The sequence below is a fragment of the Enterobacter sp. IF2SW-B1 genome (genome assembly GCF_001743375.1).
GTDB lineage: Bacteria > Pseudomonadota > Gammaproteobacteria > Enterobacterales > Enterobacteriaceae > Enterobacter > Enterobacter bugandensis.
Genome location: NZ_MJAA01000001.1, coordinates 578,364 through 594,777, shown reverse-complemented (window position 1 = coordinate 594,777; position 16,414 = coordinate 578,364). Strand labels below are relative to the sequence as shown.

At 54.3% G+C, this 16,414-nt stretch carries 15 protein-coding genes and 2 tRNA genes; 5 read left to right on the top strand and 12 right to left on the bottom strand.

The window, feature by feature from the left end:
- Positions 1-62: 62 nt before the first annotated feature.
- The 5 genes from A6013_RS03020 to A6013_RS03000 all read right to left on the bottom strand — a co-directional run bounded on the left by A6013_RS03020 (position 63) and on the right by A6013_RS03000 (position 5,874).
- Positions 63-614, bottom strand: coding sequence for a LuxR C-terminal-related transcriptional regulator (locus A6013_RS03020; RefSeq protein WP_047368231.1), 552 nt, complete (start codon positions 612-614; stop codon positions 63-65).
- 10 nt (positions 615-624) lie between these two features.
- On the bottom strand, positions 625-1,782 hold the full coding sequence (locus A6013_RS03015; RefSeq protein ID WP_069732528.1) for a CfaE/CblD family pilus tip adhesin: 1,158 nt from the start codon (positions 1,780-1,782) through the stop codon (positions 625-627).
- 1 nt (position 1,783) lies between these two features.
- Positions 1,784-4,501 (bottom strand): TcfC E-set like domain-containing protein, encoded by a 2,718-nt coding sequence (locus tag A6013_RS03010; protein ID WP_069732527.1) that lies wholly within the window; start codon positions 4,499-4,501, stop codon positions 1,784-1,786.
- Between the two features lie 71 nt (positions 4,502-4,572).
- Positions 4,573-5,079 carry a CS1 type fimbrial major subunit gene (locus A6013_RS03005; protein ID WP_028012615.1) on the bottom strand — a complete coding sequence of 169 codons (507 nt, stop codon included), beginning with the start codon at positions 5,077-5,079 and terminating at the stop codon, positions 4,573-4,575.
- 75 nt (positions 5,080-5,154) lie between these two features.
- Entirely contained in the window at positions 5,155-5,874 is a 720-nt protein-coding gene (locus A6013_RS03000; RefSeq protein ID WP_180216731.1) for a fimbrial protein, read from the bottom strand.
- A 331-nt stretch (positions 5,875-6,205) separates the two neighbouring features.
- Here A6013_RS03000 and A6013_RS02995 point away from each other — a divergent pair, with 331 nt between their 5' ends.
- Both A6013_RS02995 and A6013_RS02990 read left to right on the top strand, forming a co-directional pair.
- A complete protein-coding gene (locus tag A6013_RS02995) occupies positions 6,206-6,967 on the top strand; it encodes a winged helix-turn-helix domain-containing protein (protein WP_069732525.1) in 762 nt (253 codons plus the stop codon).
- A complete protein-coding gene (locus A6013_RS02990; RefSeq protein WP_047368236.1) occupies positions 6,964-7,440 on the top strand; it encodes a hypothetical protein in 477 nt (158 codons plus the stop codon). Before A6013_RS02995 ends, A6013_RS02990 begins: the two co-directional genes overlap by 4 nt.
- A 56-nt stretch (positions 7,441-7,496) precedes the next feature.
- Here the strand turns inward: A6013_RS02990 and yccA are convergent, their stop codons facing one another.
- Positions 7,497-8,156: an FtsH protease modulator YccA gene (yccA, locus tag A6013_RS02985; protein ID WP_013097244.1), complete on the bottom strand. Its 660-nt coding sequence runs from the start codon at positions 8,154-8,156 to the stop codon at positions 7,497-7,499.
- A 269-nt stretch (positions 8,157-8,425) separates the two neighbouring features.
- Between yccA and A6013_RS02980 the strand changes: the two genes are divergently transcribed.
- Both A6013_RS02980 and A6013_RS02975 read left to right on the top strand, forming a co-directional pair.
- Positions 8,426-10,054, top strand: a complete 1,629-nt coding sequence (locus tag A6013_RS02980) for an ABC transporter substrate-binding protein (protein ID WP_069732524.1) — start codon at positions 8,426-8,428, stop codon at positions 10,052-10,054.
- A 144-nt stretch (positions 10,055-10,198) separates the two neighbouring features.
- Positions 10,199-10,286: transfer RNA gene (locus A6013_RS02975), tRNA-Ser, on the top strand.
- A gap of 64 nt (positions 10,287-10,350) precedes the next feature.
- Here A6013_RS02975 and A6013_RS02970 read toward each other — a convergent pair.
- The 6 genes from A6013_RS02970 to A6013_RS02945 form a co-directional block, all read right to left on the bottom strand.
- Entirely contained in the window at positions 10,351-10,755 is a 405-nt protein-coding gene (locus tag A6013_RS02970; protein WP_047368238.1) for a GNAT family N-acetyltransferase, read from the bottom strand.
- 169 nt (positions 10,756-10,924) lie between these two features.
- Entirely contained in the window at positions 10,925-11,761 is an 837-nt protein-coding gene (locus tag A6013_RS02965; protein WP_048999094.1) for an alpha/beta fold hydrolase, read from the bottom strand.
- 225 nt (positions 11,762-11,986) lie between these two features.
- A complete protein-coding gene (locus A6013_RS02960; protein ID WP_028012621.1) occupies positions 11,987-12,205 on the bottom strand; it encodes an acyl carrier protein in 219 nt (72 codons plus the stop codon).
- A 17-nt stretch (positions 12,206-12,222) separates the two neighbouring features.
- The gene (locus A6013_RS02955; RefSeq protein ID WP_069732523.1) at positions 12,223-13,656 is read right to left on the bottom strand and encodes an AMP-binding protein; all 1,434 of its coding nucleotides are present in this window, start codon (positions 13,654-13,656) and stop codon (positions 12,223-12,225) included.
- Positions 13,653-14,771 (bottom strand): MBOAT family O-acyltransferase, encoded by a 1,119-nt coding sequence (locus A6013_RS02950; protein WP_041910592.1) that lies wholly within the window; start codon positions 14,769-14,771, stop codon positions 13,653-13,655. Before A6013_RS02950 ends, A6013_RS02955 begins: the two co-directional genes overlap by 4 nt.
- A 128-nt stretch (positions 14,772-14,899) precedes the next feature.
- The gene (locus A6013_RS02945) at positions 14,900-16,036 is read right to left on the bottom strand and encodes a D-alanyl-lipoteichoic acid biosynthesis protein DltD (protein ID WP_041910591.1); all 1,137 of its coding nucleotides are present in this window, start codon (positions 16,034-16,036) and stop codon (positions 14,900-14,902) included.
- Positions 16,037-16,314: 278 nt separating this feature from the next.
- Here A6013_RS02945 and A6013_RS02940 point away from each other — a divergent pair.
- Positions 16,315-16,402 (top strand) — tRNA-Ser (locus A6013_RS02940).
- Positions 16,403-16,414 lie beyond the last annotated feature (12 nt).

Below are 16,414 nucleotides of genomic sequence, written 5' to 3'. Positions count from 1 at the left end.
TGTCGATAAAGTAAAAAACGCCCCTAGTCTAGCAAATAAGGGGCGGCGTGAGAAACCTCGACCTACAGAAGAAGCTGGAGCAGATTGTTGGCATTAAGCTTTTTTAGCGCGTTGCATTTATACGTCGATACCTGTTTTTCGCTCATCTGCGTCATATGCGCGACATGCCGTACCGATTGTCCGTTCACCAGCCTGTCGAGCACGTTGAACTCCATGCCTGTCAGGCAACAATTCAGGGTGCGCACCCGGCGGGGCTCTCTGGCAAGCAGATACGCCGCATCCGCAACGGCAATCCGGTCATCAATGATATATAAGGTCAGCGTGGCAAACCGCTTTCGCAGATGGGTAGCCAGTGCCCAGCCTTTTTCATTGCATACCAGATACACCGTTCCTTCCCAGCGCCTGGCTTCCAGCTCCAGAAGAATGTCGACCAGCGCCAGATGCGTCCCCGCGACGGAAAAGCGGCAGCGAACAACGAGGGTGTCGCAGGCCAGCAGCGAACGGCACCACTTTACCGTACCGCTCGAAACCTGCGTCTGAGCGTTACGGCGCAGAAGGGCGTAGCGCAACCCTTCGGCATAAAAACGATTGTTGTCGAGGATGGCGTAACTCACGATGGCCTCTTTATAAGGTACTGGGCGTATAGATAACGCGTAGGGTGCCGGTGTAATCCCCGGCATTTTTGCTGCTGGCAGCAAACGCGGGCGTTTTCAGAATGATGGGGGCGGGGACACAAAGTACGCTCTCCCGTCCACCCGGCAGCACAACCTGACGCAGATATTGCGGGTCATTAGTGCCCTGCCAGATCAGCGTTTTGCCATTCGCCGCGGTTTCTGCTGCGCCCGTTACCGGGTTGATCACCGTAACCTGATAATCGAGCCGATCCCGTGCTTCGGTCTGGCTTCCACCGCGTCGTCTGACGGAAAACGCTCCCTCAGTACGGCCCGTGGCCGCTAAACCGTCATCCTCAAAGCGCAGATAGACGCGCGTGCTGGCGCTGTTTTTACCGTCATACAGGCACATATCCAGCGCGCTCTCGCCCTGGATTTCGCTGCCGCCGGGCCGCCCCGGAAAATTGGTCAGATTGAGGTTAACCATCGGGGTTGAGTGGGGGAACGCCGGCAGATAAATCTGCTGGTTACCCGGATCGACCACCTCAATGCGTATCGTCGCCTGCCAGCGGGCTATGGTGAGGTAGCCCGGACACCCGACGTTGACATCGTTAAAGTTGCCCCCGCAGTCGGCGCTTCCCCATTCGCGCAGGTTCTGCTTCAGCGTTGCGGTCCAGATGCCCGGCTGGGCGAGCTTATCCAGTTCGCCTTTAACGATGTAAAAATCAAAATAGGGTTCCCGGTTCCAGGCCGAGAGATCGCCGGTACCGCCGGTGACAAAGCTGGCAAAGGTGAAAACTTTGTTGTTGATAAACATATGTTTTTCCCCATAGACCTTCACATCTGCTGTTTTATTTGTCGACGTGTGGGTAAAACGCAGCGTAATGGCGTAGGGGGCGGCCGGGTTCGCGGTAAACCAGACCGGCGCTGTCATACACGCTCCGTTCGTCGGGTCGGTGCGGGACTCGCAGGTCAGGGTGTTGCGTCCCCACTTTTGCGGGTCGATAGTGTCGTAACCGCTCGGTTCATGGACCCAGATATCAAAACGCGCAGGCGGCACCGCGCGATCGTAGCTAATCCCTACGCTGGAATTTCTTCCGGCAGGGACGCCCGCCAGCGTCTGACAGCTCCACAGCGTCAAAAAAAGTAAAATAAAGAGGTAGTTGTTCACATCATTTCCCTTTGGTGAGGTGCTCTGCATTCATGGCCGTTGGCCCCGTAGGCACGTTCCGCCCGGCGAGCATCAGTTGCGCCTGGTGCTGGACCGAATCCGGCAGGGCGGAGAAAGTGAGTTCCCGACACGGGATCGACCCGACGTAACGCACCACGTCGCGCATGCTTTTCACGCTCAGTTCACACTGATAAAACTGCTGCTGACGCACCAGATAAAGGTTGCGCAGCAGGGCGTCGCTCTGGGCGCTGAAACCGCCATTGCCGAGATCGTTCCAGCCGTTCACGTTCAGCGGTACGCCGCCCACGAACGGCGAATGATGTTCGTCAGTGAGCTGGCCGAGCCAGGTGTAGCGGGTGGTGGTTTGCACGTCCCGGCGAAGCATTTTGCCCGGCACCATAAAGAGCGTCCGGCTCCCGGAACCCTGCGTGATTTCACTGCTTGCGCCTGATGAGACGTTCAGCGACTCATTAACCGTCAGCGTTGTTGGCTGATAACCCGGCACCGCAAAAAGGGCACGGCTGTTGGCCGGGATATCCGCGGTGCCGCCGTTATCCAGCGAGACGGCGACGCGTGAATCCCGGGAATCCTCAGGCGTAGCCACGTTTACCGCAACGGCAGAAGCCGGGCGTCCATCGCCCCAGCGGCCAAGCCACAGCCCTGAGCGCGACAGGGCGAGGGTGGAGCTGTAGTTGCCGCTGCTGCTTAACGTATGGCGCCCATCCTGGCGGTCCCATGCGTCGCTCACCGTCAGGCTGGCGTTACCAAAACGTCCACCCTGGCGCGTATACGCCGAGGCATTGAGCGAATCGCTGTTAATCCCCGACGCGCTCAGCCCGTATTCATTCTCGCCGCGCGCGTCGGCATACCAGTTGTGCGCCACGTTGTAGCTCAGCTGGTTTTTCTGATGCTGCTGGTGCTGCCAGGTTGCACCAAGCGAGGTATAGCCTGACGCATCACCCTGACGCTTATGCGCCAGTGAGAGGCTAACGCTCAGATAGCCGCCTTTGTCTTTCCCGTCGCGAGAGTGGTCGTTGCGCATAAACAGGTTAATGCTGCTGTTGATGTTCAGACCGCGCGCGTTAAAGGTATTACTCAGCCCGCCCTGCCAGGCCTGCGTGCGGGAGCGGGTCATATACACCGGCTCCCACGGCAGGCCGGCATCGTGACGATCGTCATGGTCAGGCAGTTCCCGGCGCGTAACGTAGCGCCCTTCGTTGCGGTTATCCGAATACCCCAGGTTGGCGTACCACGAGCCGACAGGCACGGAGAACATGACCGAGAGGCTACGATAACAGCCGTTGACGGCGTCAAAACCTGCGCTGCGGGTATCACAATTTTCTGCGGATAACGCGTTGCGGTAGAAGCTCAGCGAAAACCCGTCGTTATAGCTGATTTGCTGAATATTGCCGCGTTGGCCCTTGCTGCCGTAGAGGTAGCTAAAGCGTGTGCTTAATACCCCGTCGATCGGGCCCGCGTTAAAGCCGCGGCTCCAGTCGAGGGCATTTTCCAGGAAGTGCTGCCTTTTCATGACGGTTGCGCCGCTGGTCAGCGCCAGCGTCGGGGTGACGGGCAGGCGTATACCCGCCTGTGTGACCGGGCTGCGTTCATCATTGCGATCGTTATTAGCCGTTTCCCCTGCCTGCATAAACCACTCGACGCGGTCGAATGGCGTAATGCCCGTACGGGTAAACGGAACCTGCTCGGTACGCGTCAGGCGGTTGTTTTCGTAAACTGACAGCGTCACGGTATAGCTTCCATCCGGAAACGCGCGGGTATCCAGAGTTTGTGCCCCGGCATTGAGGTAAAAGCTGGCCAGCAGCTCCTTGCCGCGGCGCGCGTCGATACGCGCATCGTGCGAAAGCAGCACCGTAATGGGCGTGCCCTTCGATTGCTGAATAGGGTTGATCCATGCCCGGGTCGAGCCCGCGCGCATGCCACGAATTTTGCCCAGCGGCAGCTGGCTGAGGTTAATATTCCCCCCGGCGTTGCTGAACAGGTCGCGGGTATCCATCTCGCCTATCTGTAGATAATATTCACGCCATAAATCCTGGCGGAACCAGGCATTGTTAACGGTCATTTCCTGCTGCTGCTGATGACGCGAGCGTTGTCCCAGCCAGGTCCAGTCGAGGTTAAGATAGCCGTCCTGGGTCAGCGCCAGCGCCCCGTTGCCCTGAACGGTGGCAGACTGATAATCACTGTCGGCAACGAAATTGATATTTTGCTGATGAATCAACGCGTTTTCGCTGTCCTTGGTGGGCTGATACCACTGGTTTTCCTCCGAGGGCTTTGGCAAAAAGCGCTTATCAAAAAACAGGTTTATGCGAGCATTGTTTTCGTCATAGATGATGGCCGCACGGCGGGTTTCAAGATAATCACACCCCGTCGCGGAGCCGTTGCTGCTGCAGGCCAGGTTGCCGTTACGGGCAAGCGGAACGGCCAACGCTGCGGAAACGGAGCCGATAAGGGCAGGATCGTCGTTAAACTGACGTTTGATGGCCGCGACCACGGTTTCAGGCGCGACAAAACTGACCGTTTCAAGATTGATATCGGTTTCGAAAAGGCCAAGCGACTCGCCGTATAAGCTCACCTCTGTCCACATGCGCTGCGTTTTCGCCAGGTCCTCGAATCCGGCCGGGACGGCCATCTCAGCGCAGGCGAGGTGGACAGATGCGGGTAATAAAGCAACAAAAAGGAGAGTATTTCTGTGAAACGCCATGAACGAGCCTCGACATCATCCTGACGTCAGAGGGCGGGGCCCTCTGACGTTATTCCTTAGGTGCTATGGTGTTACGCACCGCCTTCCGTGGTGGTCGCCTGAGTCAGCATCAGGCTTACAACGCCGCTGTACTGGCCGGTTTTCAGAATGCCTTTGGTGGTCTGGGAAATGGTCAGAGGCAGAACCGCAGAACCGTTTTCAATGCTGCCCGGGAAAAGTTCGGTTCCGGTAAATTCGGCATCGGTGGTGGACAGGGTTTTATCACCCAGAAGAACCGTCATCGGTACAATCTGATCCCCATCCGTGTTGGTGAGCTTAGCTGCGCTAACGAGGCGTACTTTGACGTTACTGGTAGCGGAGTTGGACCATACCTTGGTGTTCAGGCGGTAGCTTTCCAGGCCCCGACCCGGCAGATACTGCATGTCGATGCTGGCTGGCAGCGGCGTGTTATCGGCCTGGGTCATATCCAGCTGTGAATCAACGCTGGCGTTGACGGTAATATCTTTCTGGATCGCCAGCGCGCTGGCAGATGTGGTCATCGCGGCAACGATCATCAGAGGTTTAATAAATTTACGCATTGATATCTCCATATTTTACAAATGAGCACCCTGGCTCTTTAAACAAACCACAAGGGTTTTTACAGTGACGTCGTGTTATTGCACGACGGGTAAGTCAGCTTCTTCAGCGGTTTTTTTCACCCAGTTGAAGTAGCGGAATTTGTATTTCTTGCCGTTTACCTGATTAAGCGTTTTTAATTTCCGCTCGGTATCCGGATAAATCGTGGCGTCTTCTTTAATCCATTTACAGACGTCGTCTGACTGACAAATACCGATCTCCCTGAGCGGCACGCGCAGGGTGCCGGCGTTGGTGACGGTCCCCCGTGCGGGATCGATATGCAGCGAAACGCGCTCCGTGGCAGGGGCCAGATGTACCAGCGCCCCCCAGATAACATTGACCCCAAGCTTTGCCGTCGCTGCCGTGCTTTCGGGCTGGCCGGGAATAATGCTGTCCGGCTGTTTAACCCCTTCAAAATAGACTCGCCAGGTGGTCTCTTTTTCCGGCGGCGTCAGTGAAACAAGGCGCACCACGCGCATTGCGCCTGCCGCCAGGGCAAATTTATCGGGCGTCACCACGACGCCGCCTTCTTTCCACGAAGCAACGTCAATCTCTTTTTCCTGGGCCGTTCCGGGGTTAAGAATTTTCTTTTGCCTCACCCGAATGAACTGAATATCATCCGTTTTCGATGCCACTTTTATTTGCGCTGCGCCGGCGCTATCCACGTTAAGTTCCATTGGATAGACGCTCATATTGGCCCTTGTCATTTCTGAGAAAAATGACAGCGACAGCGCGGCGACATAAAACGCGGTTGTCATATTCACTTTTTGTTTCTGTTTCACATTCAGCCTGCCTGCTCTGAGTTCTTGTGCGGTTTTTAACACCAGGACACCGTCTGCTTTCGTATCGCTTCAGGGCAGGGAAACTTTAACCAGAACAGCAGGTTGTGAAAATTTGTATTAGTTAACCGCTGATATACAGTGATTTATCCTGATTTGCTGGGTTTAAAGTTGTATAGTTAAAAGAAAATGCCGCTACCCAGGATGGGAAGAAAATTCCTGTTGATGAAAAAAGAACCAGCTCAGGAAGCGATTTTCTTGCCGATGTCACAGGGATAAAAAAGCCTGCGGTAATAGCTGAGAGTGAAATATGTTTTTTATATGCAATAATTCGTTGTTATTTGATCCTGAAGCACATGCAATTAGTCTTGTTGGTCAACCGGAGTCTGTATTAACGCTCTCGGCGCCAGCCGTTCGCCTTTTACAGGAGTTTATTCGTCATAAAGGGCACGATCTGAGTCGGGAGGAATTAATTACGCGCGTCTGGGAGGAGTATGGCTTTACGCCGTCTGGAAATAACCTCAACAAAGCGGTCAGTGAATTACGCAAAAGCTTCCAGTCTCTTGGGGAACATCATAATTTCATTGTGACGATACCCCGGTATGGATTCCGTTTTGTTGCCGATGTGATTTGCCAGCCTGCGCAAATTGTTCAACCCGCTGAAGCACAGCCGATCTCTTCCGTCGTGCCGCCAGAGGCAAAACGTCAGCGTATTTCCCTTAAATGGGGCGCCTCGGCAGCGGCATTGTTAGCATCAGCACTGGGGTTAGGCCTGCTGTTTAACCAGCAGCAGAAGATCGCTATACCGATGACGCCAAAGCCCGTCGCGCAGAAAATAGCGGGCTGTAGCATCTGGCTTATCAACGATCATGGCCGGCCGCTGGTGCTCTCGAAACTGGCGGTGCTGCTGGAGGCGAATAACGTGGCGTGCGCGCGCGAAGCGTACAATATCTACTATTTCAGCGCCCGCTTTAACCTTGCAGTTGCGGATGAAGTGTTTATTGGTGCATGCCCGGTCAATAAAACCAGCCTGTGCAAAACCATTCGCTATAAAAGCGGGGCAGAAAAATGAAAATGAGACTTCTGTTTGCTGCGGGTGGGGCGCTTGCTGGCGGCGCGCTGGCGCTCTTTATTTATTCCGGGGGCATATATAAGCGTGATGCGCTGGCCTGCAGTACGGAATTTAACTTTACGCGTAACGAGGGAAAAGCGAATGAGGTCCGGGTCAATACCGTGGCCCAGTTCTATTTTCATCGGGACGGCACCGGCTTAACAACGTACAAAGGTGCAGCTATGGCTGAAGGCCGGGGCATGATCGTTGACAGGGATGTGGATTTTACCTGGTCGCGACGGGATGATGATAACGTTATCGTGTTGAGCTACACCAAAACCTGGCGTCGGCATAATGACAATACCCCGGACGAAAAGTGGGGAGGCTTTGCGAGGCCGACAGCCCGCTATTACCTGACGATCTCCGAGCTTGCGCCCGCCGTGTGGCTCATACAGGACCGGCTCTATCCCACCTATATTTGCCGAGGTGACTAGAGCATAAAAAAAGGAGAATGCCTGAGGCATTCTCCTTTTTGTTTCAGCAGGTCTGCTTAATCGCGGCTGGCGAAGCCCAGGATGCTCAGCAGGCTGACGAAGATGTTGTACAGCGACACATACAGGCTCACGGTCGCGCGGATGTAGTTGGTCTCACCGCCGTGAATAATGTTGCTGGTTTCATACAGGATCGCGCCGGATGACAGCAGGATAAACACCGCGCTAATCGCCAGGTGCAGGGCAGGCAGCTGCAGGAAGATATTTGCCACCATACCAATCAGCACCACTACGATGCCCGCCATCAGCATACCGCCGAGGAAGGACATATCCTTGCGCGTGGTCAGCACGTAGGCCGAGCAGCAGAAGAACACCAGCGCGGTACCGCCCAGCGCCATGCCAATCACGTCACCCATACCGGCAGACAGATACGCGTTCAGGATCGGCCCCAGGATATACCCCAGGAAGCCGGTGAAGGCGAACGCGGAAAGAATACCGACCGGTTTATCAGCGGTTTTGTAGGTCAGGAACATCAGACCGTACATCCCCACCAGCGTCAGGATCAGGCCCGGAGATGGCAGCATCAGCACGGTGCTGGCGGTAGCGGTGATAGCCGAAAACGCCAGCGTCAGGCTGAGCATGAAATAGGTATTGCGCAGCACCTTGTGGGTGCTGAGTAGCGATGTGCGGTCGCGTGAGGAAGTAATTATACGATCCATGAGTCACTCTCTTATGACAGATGTAATTAACGGAAAGAATAGGAAACGGCGCGCCAGTCTCAAAGTGGTTTTACCCATCTTTACTCAGCACGTTAGCGCTGAAGGTGGTTGTTTCTTCTGCAAAAGCATGTGTAACCAGTATGAACGGCGGTTTAAAAGTATTTACCAGATCAACCTCTTATAGGTTACTGAAAAATATTGCGTTATTGCCTTTCGGGCGCTAAGAGTTATCTCCGGATCGTCATAAAACAGACAATAAGGCGAAGGAAATGAAACCACAAACACGCACGCGCTTTACGCTCTCTTTACTCACTGCCGGGATCCTGTGCGCCAGCACGGCGACCTGGGCGGCTAACGTGCCAGCAGGAACAGCGCTGGCCGAAAAACAGGAACTGGTCAGAAACAATGGCAGCGAACCGGCCTCGCTCGACCCGCATAAAGTCGAAAGCGATGTCGAATTCAATATTATCAGCGATTTATTCGAAGGGCTGGTGAGCGTCTCCCCGTCAGGAGAAATCCAACCCCGGCTGGCTAAAAAATGGGAGAACAAGGACAACACCGTCTGGACGTTCCACTTACGTCAGGGCATCACCTGGAGCGACGGGACGGCCATTACCGCAGAGGATGTGGTCTGGAGCTGGCAGCGCCTGGTTGATCCAAAAACCGTTTCACCGTACGCCAGCTATCCCGGCAACATGCATATCGTCAACGCGGCCGATATCGCTCAGGGGAAAAAATCCCCCGACACGCTGGGCGTAAAAGCAATTAACGACACCACGCTGGAAGTAACGCTCACCCAGCCCAACGCGGCGTTCCTGGCGATGCTGGCGCACCCGTCGCTGGTGCCGGTGGATAAAGTGCTGATTGGCCGTTTCGGTGAAAAGTGGACCAAACCGGAGCATTTCGTCAGCAGCGGAGCGTATAAGCTGTCCCAGTGGGTGGTCAACGAACGCATTGTGGCGGAGCGTAACCCGCGCTACTGGGATAACGCGCATACCGTTATTAACAAAGTCACCTATCTGCCGATCACCTCCGAGGCCTCGGATGTGAACCGCTATAAAGCGGGCGAAATTGATATTGTGTATACGGTACCCATTAACCAGTTTGCTCAGTTGAAGAAAACGCTGGGCAGCCAGCTGGACGTCTCCCCGCAGCTGGCGACCTATTACTACGAATTCAACACCACCCGTCCGCCGTTCAACGATGCCCGCGTGCGCAAGGCGCTGAACATGGCGCTGGATAAAGACATCATCGCTGAGAAGGTGATGGGGCAGGGGCAGCGCCCGGCGTGGCTGATTAGCCAGCCGGACATCGGCGGGGTCAAGCTGCAGAATCCGGATTACGCCAGCTGGCCGCTGGACAAGCGTATTGCTGAGGCGAAAAAACTGCTCAACGAGGCCGGGTATAACGAAAGCCATCCTCTGAGCTTCAACCTGCTCTATAACACCTCTGAATCGCACCAGCGCATCGCGATTGCGGCCAGCTCTATGTGGAAGAAAAACCTCGGCGTAGACGCGAAGCTGCAAAATCAGGAGTGGAAAACCATGCTGGATACCATGCACACCCACAACTTTGACGCGGTGCGCTACGCCTGGATTGCCGACTACGACGACGCGGCGACCTTCCTGAACAACTTCCGTACCGGCGACAGTGAAAACACCAGCCAGTACAGCAACCCGGACTACGATCAAGCCTTGATCAACGCCGCAAAGGCCAAAACGCCGGCAGAGCGGGGTAAGTTCTACCAGCAGGCAGAGGATCTGCTTGGGCGTGATGTGCCTGCCATTCCGGTTTATCACTACGTCCGTACGCACCTGGTGAAACCGTGGGTGGGCGGCTTTACGCCGGATAAGCTGGGGTACTATTTCACAAAAGATATGTACATCAAAAAGCACTAAGCGAGAGGGCTGAATTTTATGCTGATAAAATCGCCGATGTGTTGTCAGTTCAACCGATTAAGCACATTTTGGCTAATTTTAAAGCGAACGATTGCAGCCACTCTTTACAGCATGCGGTGAGGTGTTTATAGTTCGCCTCACTCAGGAAGTGTGGCCGAGCGGTTGAAGGCACCGGTCTTGAAAACCGGCGACCCGAAAGGGTTCCAGAGTTCGAATCTCTGCGCTTCCGCCAGATATAAACCCCAGCTTACTCGTTAAGCTGGGGTTTTTCTTTTGTCTTATCTCAGAGTTGCCTTTTACCAGATTCTGGCCATTCCTTCGCTTGCCGGGCGAACGAGAGTGAAGCCAAATTTAGAATACAGCTCGGGGACATCCGCCATTAAACAAACGTAGGCCCCTCTACAGGCATTGTTATCCAGCCATGCCACAAGAGTTTCCATGATGAGTCTACCGAGCCCCTTTCCCTGATGAAGAGGGTCAACGGCGACGTCGACAATATCAAAATTCAACGCACCGTCTCCCACGATTCGCCCCATACCCACGGGTTTTCCCTCACACAAAATATGCATGCCATAACAACTGCCAGGCAGCGCTTTGCGTGCTGCCTCCAGCGGACGAGGGCTAAGACCCGAGATTTCGCGAAGGCGGCAAAACGCTTCTGCGGAGGGGACGGTTTCAACTACGGTATAGTTTTCATGCATAAAAAGCTCCAGTCAGTATCTCTCGGTGTGTAATCCCCTCGGGCTAAACAGCGTTAGCGCCCGGCGGCGTTTCGCTGGCACAGGCTTACAATGAAACGTGCAACGTCTTAATATTATTGCAGAATGTAGGCCGGGTAAGCGTAGCGCCACCCGGCAAGAAAGGCGAGGTTTATGAACGGATAAAGGCCAGAATATCCGCGTTAATCGTATCCGCGTGGGTGGTATGCATCCCGTGCGGGAAGCCCGGATAAATTTTCAGTACGCTGTTCGCCAGCAACTTATCCTGCAGAAGGGCGGCATTCTTATAAGGCACGACCTGATCGTCATCCCCCTGCATCACCAGAACGGGAACCGTAATGGTTTTCAAATCCTCTGTCTGATCGGTTTCTGAAAACGCCTTAATTCCCTCATAGTGGGCCCTGGCGCTGCCGATCATGCCCTGACGCCACCAGTTCTGAATGGTGCCCTCTGAAACCTCGGCCCCCGCCCGGTTAAACCCATAAAAAGGACCGCTGGCGACGTCGAGGTAAAACTGGGCGCGATTCGCGGCCAGCGCTTTACGAAAGCCGTCGAAAACCTCTACAGGTGTCCCGCCAGGGTTGTTTTCTGTTTTCACCATTAACGGTGGAACGGCGCTCACGAGCACCGCTTTGGCAACGCGCCCCTGCGGCTGGCCGTACTTCGCAACATAGCGGGCCACCTGGCCACCGCCGGTAGAGTGGCCGACGTGCACCGCATTGTGCAGGTCCAGGCTTTCAACCACGGCCGACGCGTCAGCCGCATAATGATCCATATCGTGCCCTTCGCTGACCTGGTCCGAACGCCCGTGACCACGGCGGTCGATTGCGATAACGCGATAGCCTTCCGCAAGGAAGAAGAGCATCTGGTTATCCCAGTCATCGGCACTCAATGGCCAGCCGTGATGGAAAACAATGGGCTGAGCCTCTTTCGGACCCCAGTCTTTGTAGTAAATATTGACGCCGTCTTTCGTTGTTACGAATGCCATACCGCAGACTCCTCTGTTAAAGACGCAACGATCGCTGGCTGAGCGCAGAGCGAACCATTATTGTCTTCATGATGTTGGCTTGTTTTATTTCCCGTACCGACAGTACCCCTAAAGTGTAGGAGAAATAGTAAAACCGGTGGGTTTCATTCGTGTGAATGGTATCCAGAAGGGGAAAGCGAATGATGGACTCTGGAGTGAGTCCCAGAGCCATCAGAGGAGGGGGCGTTAACGGTTCTCTTCAATATAACGGGCGAGATCGGCCGGGGTTTTCAGCACAGTCGCCACGTCGGTAGGCGGGATCATACAGCCGTAAACGTCCTGCACCTCCAGCACCATGTCGACTGCCAGAATGGAGTCGAGAATGTCGGATTCAATCAGCTCATCGTGAAAGCCAACCTTGCGGGATAACACTTTTTCAAACAGGGCGAGAATATCGTGTTCCATCATTTTTCCTGGGATAATTAATGTGTGCGGGCGTAAGCGTCCAGCAGCTTGCGGTCAATTTTGCCGTTAGGATTTAGCGGCAAAGCGTCTTTTACGATAATTTGTGAAGGCACCATGTAGTGGGGCACCACATTTGCCAGCGAGGTTTTGATCGCCTCCGGTGCCAGCTCCGTCACGCAGAACGCGGCGATGCGCAGCACGCTGCCGCAGGGTTTCATCAGCGGCATCACCACCGCTTCGCTGATGCCGGACATGGCCAGCAGGCGGTTTTCAATCTCGCCGATCTCGATGCGGTAGCCATTCAGCTTGACCTGGCTGTCGTTGCGGCCCTGGCAGTAGATGAGCCCGTCTTCATAACCCAGATCGCCGGTCCGGTAGCCGCGGAACGCATCATTTTCCCGACGCAGCAGTTTTGCCGCGTTCTCCTGCGGCAGGCCTAAATAGCCGCGCATGACGTTTTTGCCCCAGATAATCAGCTCGCCCTCGGCGGAAATCTCCATTCTGCTGTCCGGCATCATCACGCCCACCGGCAGCACCGCGCTGTCGCTGTTAAGGATCTCATCCGTGATCTCAACCACGGTTGTCGCAATGGTCGCTTCCGTTGGGCCATAGGAGTTGATGATTTTGGCCTGCGGGAAACGGCGGCGGAGCTGTTTCACCAGCGCTTTATTGAGCACTTCGCCAATGAAGATAAAGACGCTGAGTGCAGGCAAATACTCGCTGTTAAAGTGCGGAGAAAGCAGCTGCTGGTAGGCAAAAGAGGGGGTGGAAACCCAGGCGGAGACCGCGTTGCTTTGCAGTCGCTCGAGCCAGTTCTCTTTCTGGATATCCTCTTTGGCATTCAGCACGATGTGGCCTCCCATCGCCAGGTTCGCCAGCAGAGGGATCAGGGAGAGGTCAAAGCTGAACACCGCGTGGTTCATCAGCACCGGTTTTTCCGGCAGCGAAAAGTCCTGGCTGACCCACTTCATGAAGTGCCATACGCTTTCACGTCCAATCTGCACGCCTTTCGGTTTTCCGGTGCTTCCTGAGGTAAACATGATATAGGCCAGATCCTGCTCCTCCAGCACCTTGCCCGCCTCGCCGGTGGCGATGAACTGCCGCGTCGCCACGTCGTAGTAGTAAGGAGCGCCGGTCAGGTTGCAGATCTCGCGAAGCCGCTCCTGAGGGTAGATGCAGTCCACCGGGATGTACGGAATGTTGTGCAGCAGGCAGCTATATATGGCCACGGCGAACTCGGCCTGCTGATGGCCGTACAGCACGATCGGCGTACCGTCTGCGGGCTGGCAGCGTCGATAACGCTCTGCCCAGTTCGTCACGGCAGAGGAAAGCTGGAGCCAGCTTAAGGTTTCGTCGCTGCCGCTGATGGCCAGCTGCTGCGGGGAGGCGGGATCGCGCAGTGCCGCACGCAAGAAATCCTGCAGTTCCTGAAGATCGGAGTGATTTTTCATAGAGGTGACATTCCACTGAAGATGTAAAGGGATCCTGCGGCGCTTCCCAGCGTCAGAATTCGTCCCAAAAACGCAACGGCCGGATACTGCAATCCGCGGTGTAACGTTGGGCTGCGTTTGGCTGACCACAGCAGCATGTTGTGCGCGACGGAAATCGCGCCAAACAGCGCGCCGCTGATGACGTAATGGCGTTCCAGGCCATTCCACGCCCCCATGCAGAACAGGGTGCAAAAAATACCGATATTTTGCGCCAGCGTTTTGTTCTGGCGGAAAAAGTTAAACTTCATCAGGTTCATATAGACGGGCATAAAGACCACGTCGCGCAGCCATTCGGACAGGCTGATGTGGAAGCGGCGCCAGAAATCCTGCGGGTTCTTTGCAAGAAGCGGCATGTTGAAGTTTGCCGGAATATTCAGCCCAAACAGCCGGCCCGCGCCGATGGCCATATTGCTGTAGCCCGCAAAATCGAAGTACAGATAGGCGCTGTAGGCAATCGACATCACCACGCCCACGGTCAGGGTAAACGGCTTATGGCTCCAGGGCTGCACGACGAGCGAATCGATCAGCATGGCAAACAGGAACTTCTGAATGATGCCGGTAATAATTTGCTCCAGTGCCGTTAAAAACTGTTCGCGGTTCAGGACAAATGCCGGCTTATTCACATCGCTCATCCATGTCCGCCAGCGATACATCGGGCCGGCCAGAATAATAAAGGGCATAAAGAGATAGCAGAAATAGTGCAGGAAATTCTGGCCCTCTTTTTTACTGCGATACAGCAGTACATCCACAGCGCGGAAGGTCATAAAAGAGAGACCGATTGTGCCGAGGTGATAATTAAAATGTAATTTCACCAGAACCAGGGGCAGCAGCGTTAAAACGACCGCCTGCCAGGTTTTTAATCTGCCTTTTTCTTTTAACGTGGCGACAAGATAAAACCAGCAAAAGACGGCCACGGGAACACTGTAATTGCCCTGAAAAATATAACCCCAGCCTAATGCTGTCACCACGGATAAGGAAACTAGCCAGGTCAGACGGTGGCGTAAAACACGATTAACCATCGCAAACACCAGCGCGGATGAAAATAAACAGACAAAAAACATTCCTGAGCTGTACATCATTTCGCCTCAGAATTTTTGATATTCAAAATGCAGCTGCATACTCATGCTGTCATCGACAGCGGTCCATGCAACGACGGTGATCGCCAGCAGTAAATAAAGGCAAAAAAGACGGATCGCGATTTTCATTATTTAAAACTCTGTGCAATAAAGCGAAGCATTGGCACCCAGGCCAGTTCGGTAGGGTGCAGACGATCCCAGTTCCAGCCGTTCTGATACGGCATGGCGTACATATCCAAATACGGGATCTGGTTCTCTTTCAGAATGGTTTGAATCTGCTTATCGAACGGGCGGAAGGTGTCGGTATTGTAAAGCGCCCAGGGGTTAACCGGGTCGACGATAGCTATCACCTGCACGTGATGCGCTTTCAAAAGCTGAACGGTTTTCCTGAACGCGGCGAACTGCGCCGGCACCACCGGCGTGTCATCCCACTGCTGCGGCTTACCGTCCTCGTCGTAAATCGTTTTGTCCATCCACAGCGTGGCCGCGCTCTGATGGCGTTTTTTATTCAACTCGCGGGCATTCGCCAGCGCTTTATCCCAGTCAGGGGAGAGACGGGCGGTTGGCTGCTGAGGCCAGGGCTGCGCCGTCTGTGGCCTGATGTTGAGCAGCGACAGCCAGTCGTTTTTAATCAGGGTGCAGAAGTTTGCAAACTGAAAACTCAGCTCGTCCCACATCAGCGCCGGATGCCAGCCATACACACGCATTTGCCCGAAGGTTAAATGGCTTATCTCTTTCGCATCAATATGCTTCAGGTAATTAACCAGGAACGGGCGCGCCTGCGGATCCTTCATCAGGGGATTAAAAATCGAGCCCGGGAAATTATCCGCATAGATAGCGGGCGGCAGGCCTTTTGAATAAAAGCCGTCAGGCGCCAGAAGCAGAACCACTTTGCTGTTTGCATTAAGGCTATCTTTAAAACGCGAGAGAAGTAAAAATTGCGTTTCGTCATCGACAAACGCATCGCCATAGGCCACGACGGGCTGGTGCAATTGCTTATTAAAATAATTAAATACGGCGTAATGTTCCTCTTCTGAGGTGGCGACCTCAGACGCACCAAGGAAGAAAATAGCATTCCCTTCTAAAGCATGGGAAATTGTGGCTATTTTTTCCGCCTGTTCTTTTGTCGTCCCTGCCATGGACTTGATCAGCGGCTGGAATTTAAGCGGCGGATCAAAGCTTGTCACCAGCGGGTGAAAACTCAGGACTAAAATGGCCAAAACGGCCATCAGGATATGTAAGCAAAACGTATTTTTGATTTTCATCATCAACCAGTAAGGCGCTATGACAGTAATGCGTTAAAACCCGCATTACCCGGATTTATTACCATTACAAAACACATGGCCGTCTATTTTTTTGGCATTCTATACCACGGTGATTTAAAAGGATGAGCGTTGCTGTGTAACGGTATGTACAAGGGGGGAAGGGGGGAGGGCAGGAAAGCGTCCGGGTGACTTTTTGCGCAGTCAAACGCCTGCAGGCAAAAATAGAAAAATTCCTGCTTTACAAGGCGCTAATAGATGTTTATAGTGCGCCTCACTTTGGAAGCGTGGCCGAGCGGTTGAAGGCACCGGTCTTGAAAACCGGCGACCCGAAAGGGTTCTAGAGTTCGAATCTCTACGCTTCCGCCAAATTCGAAAACC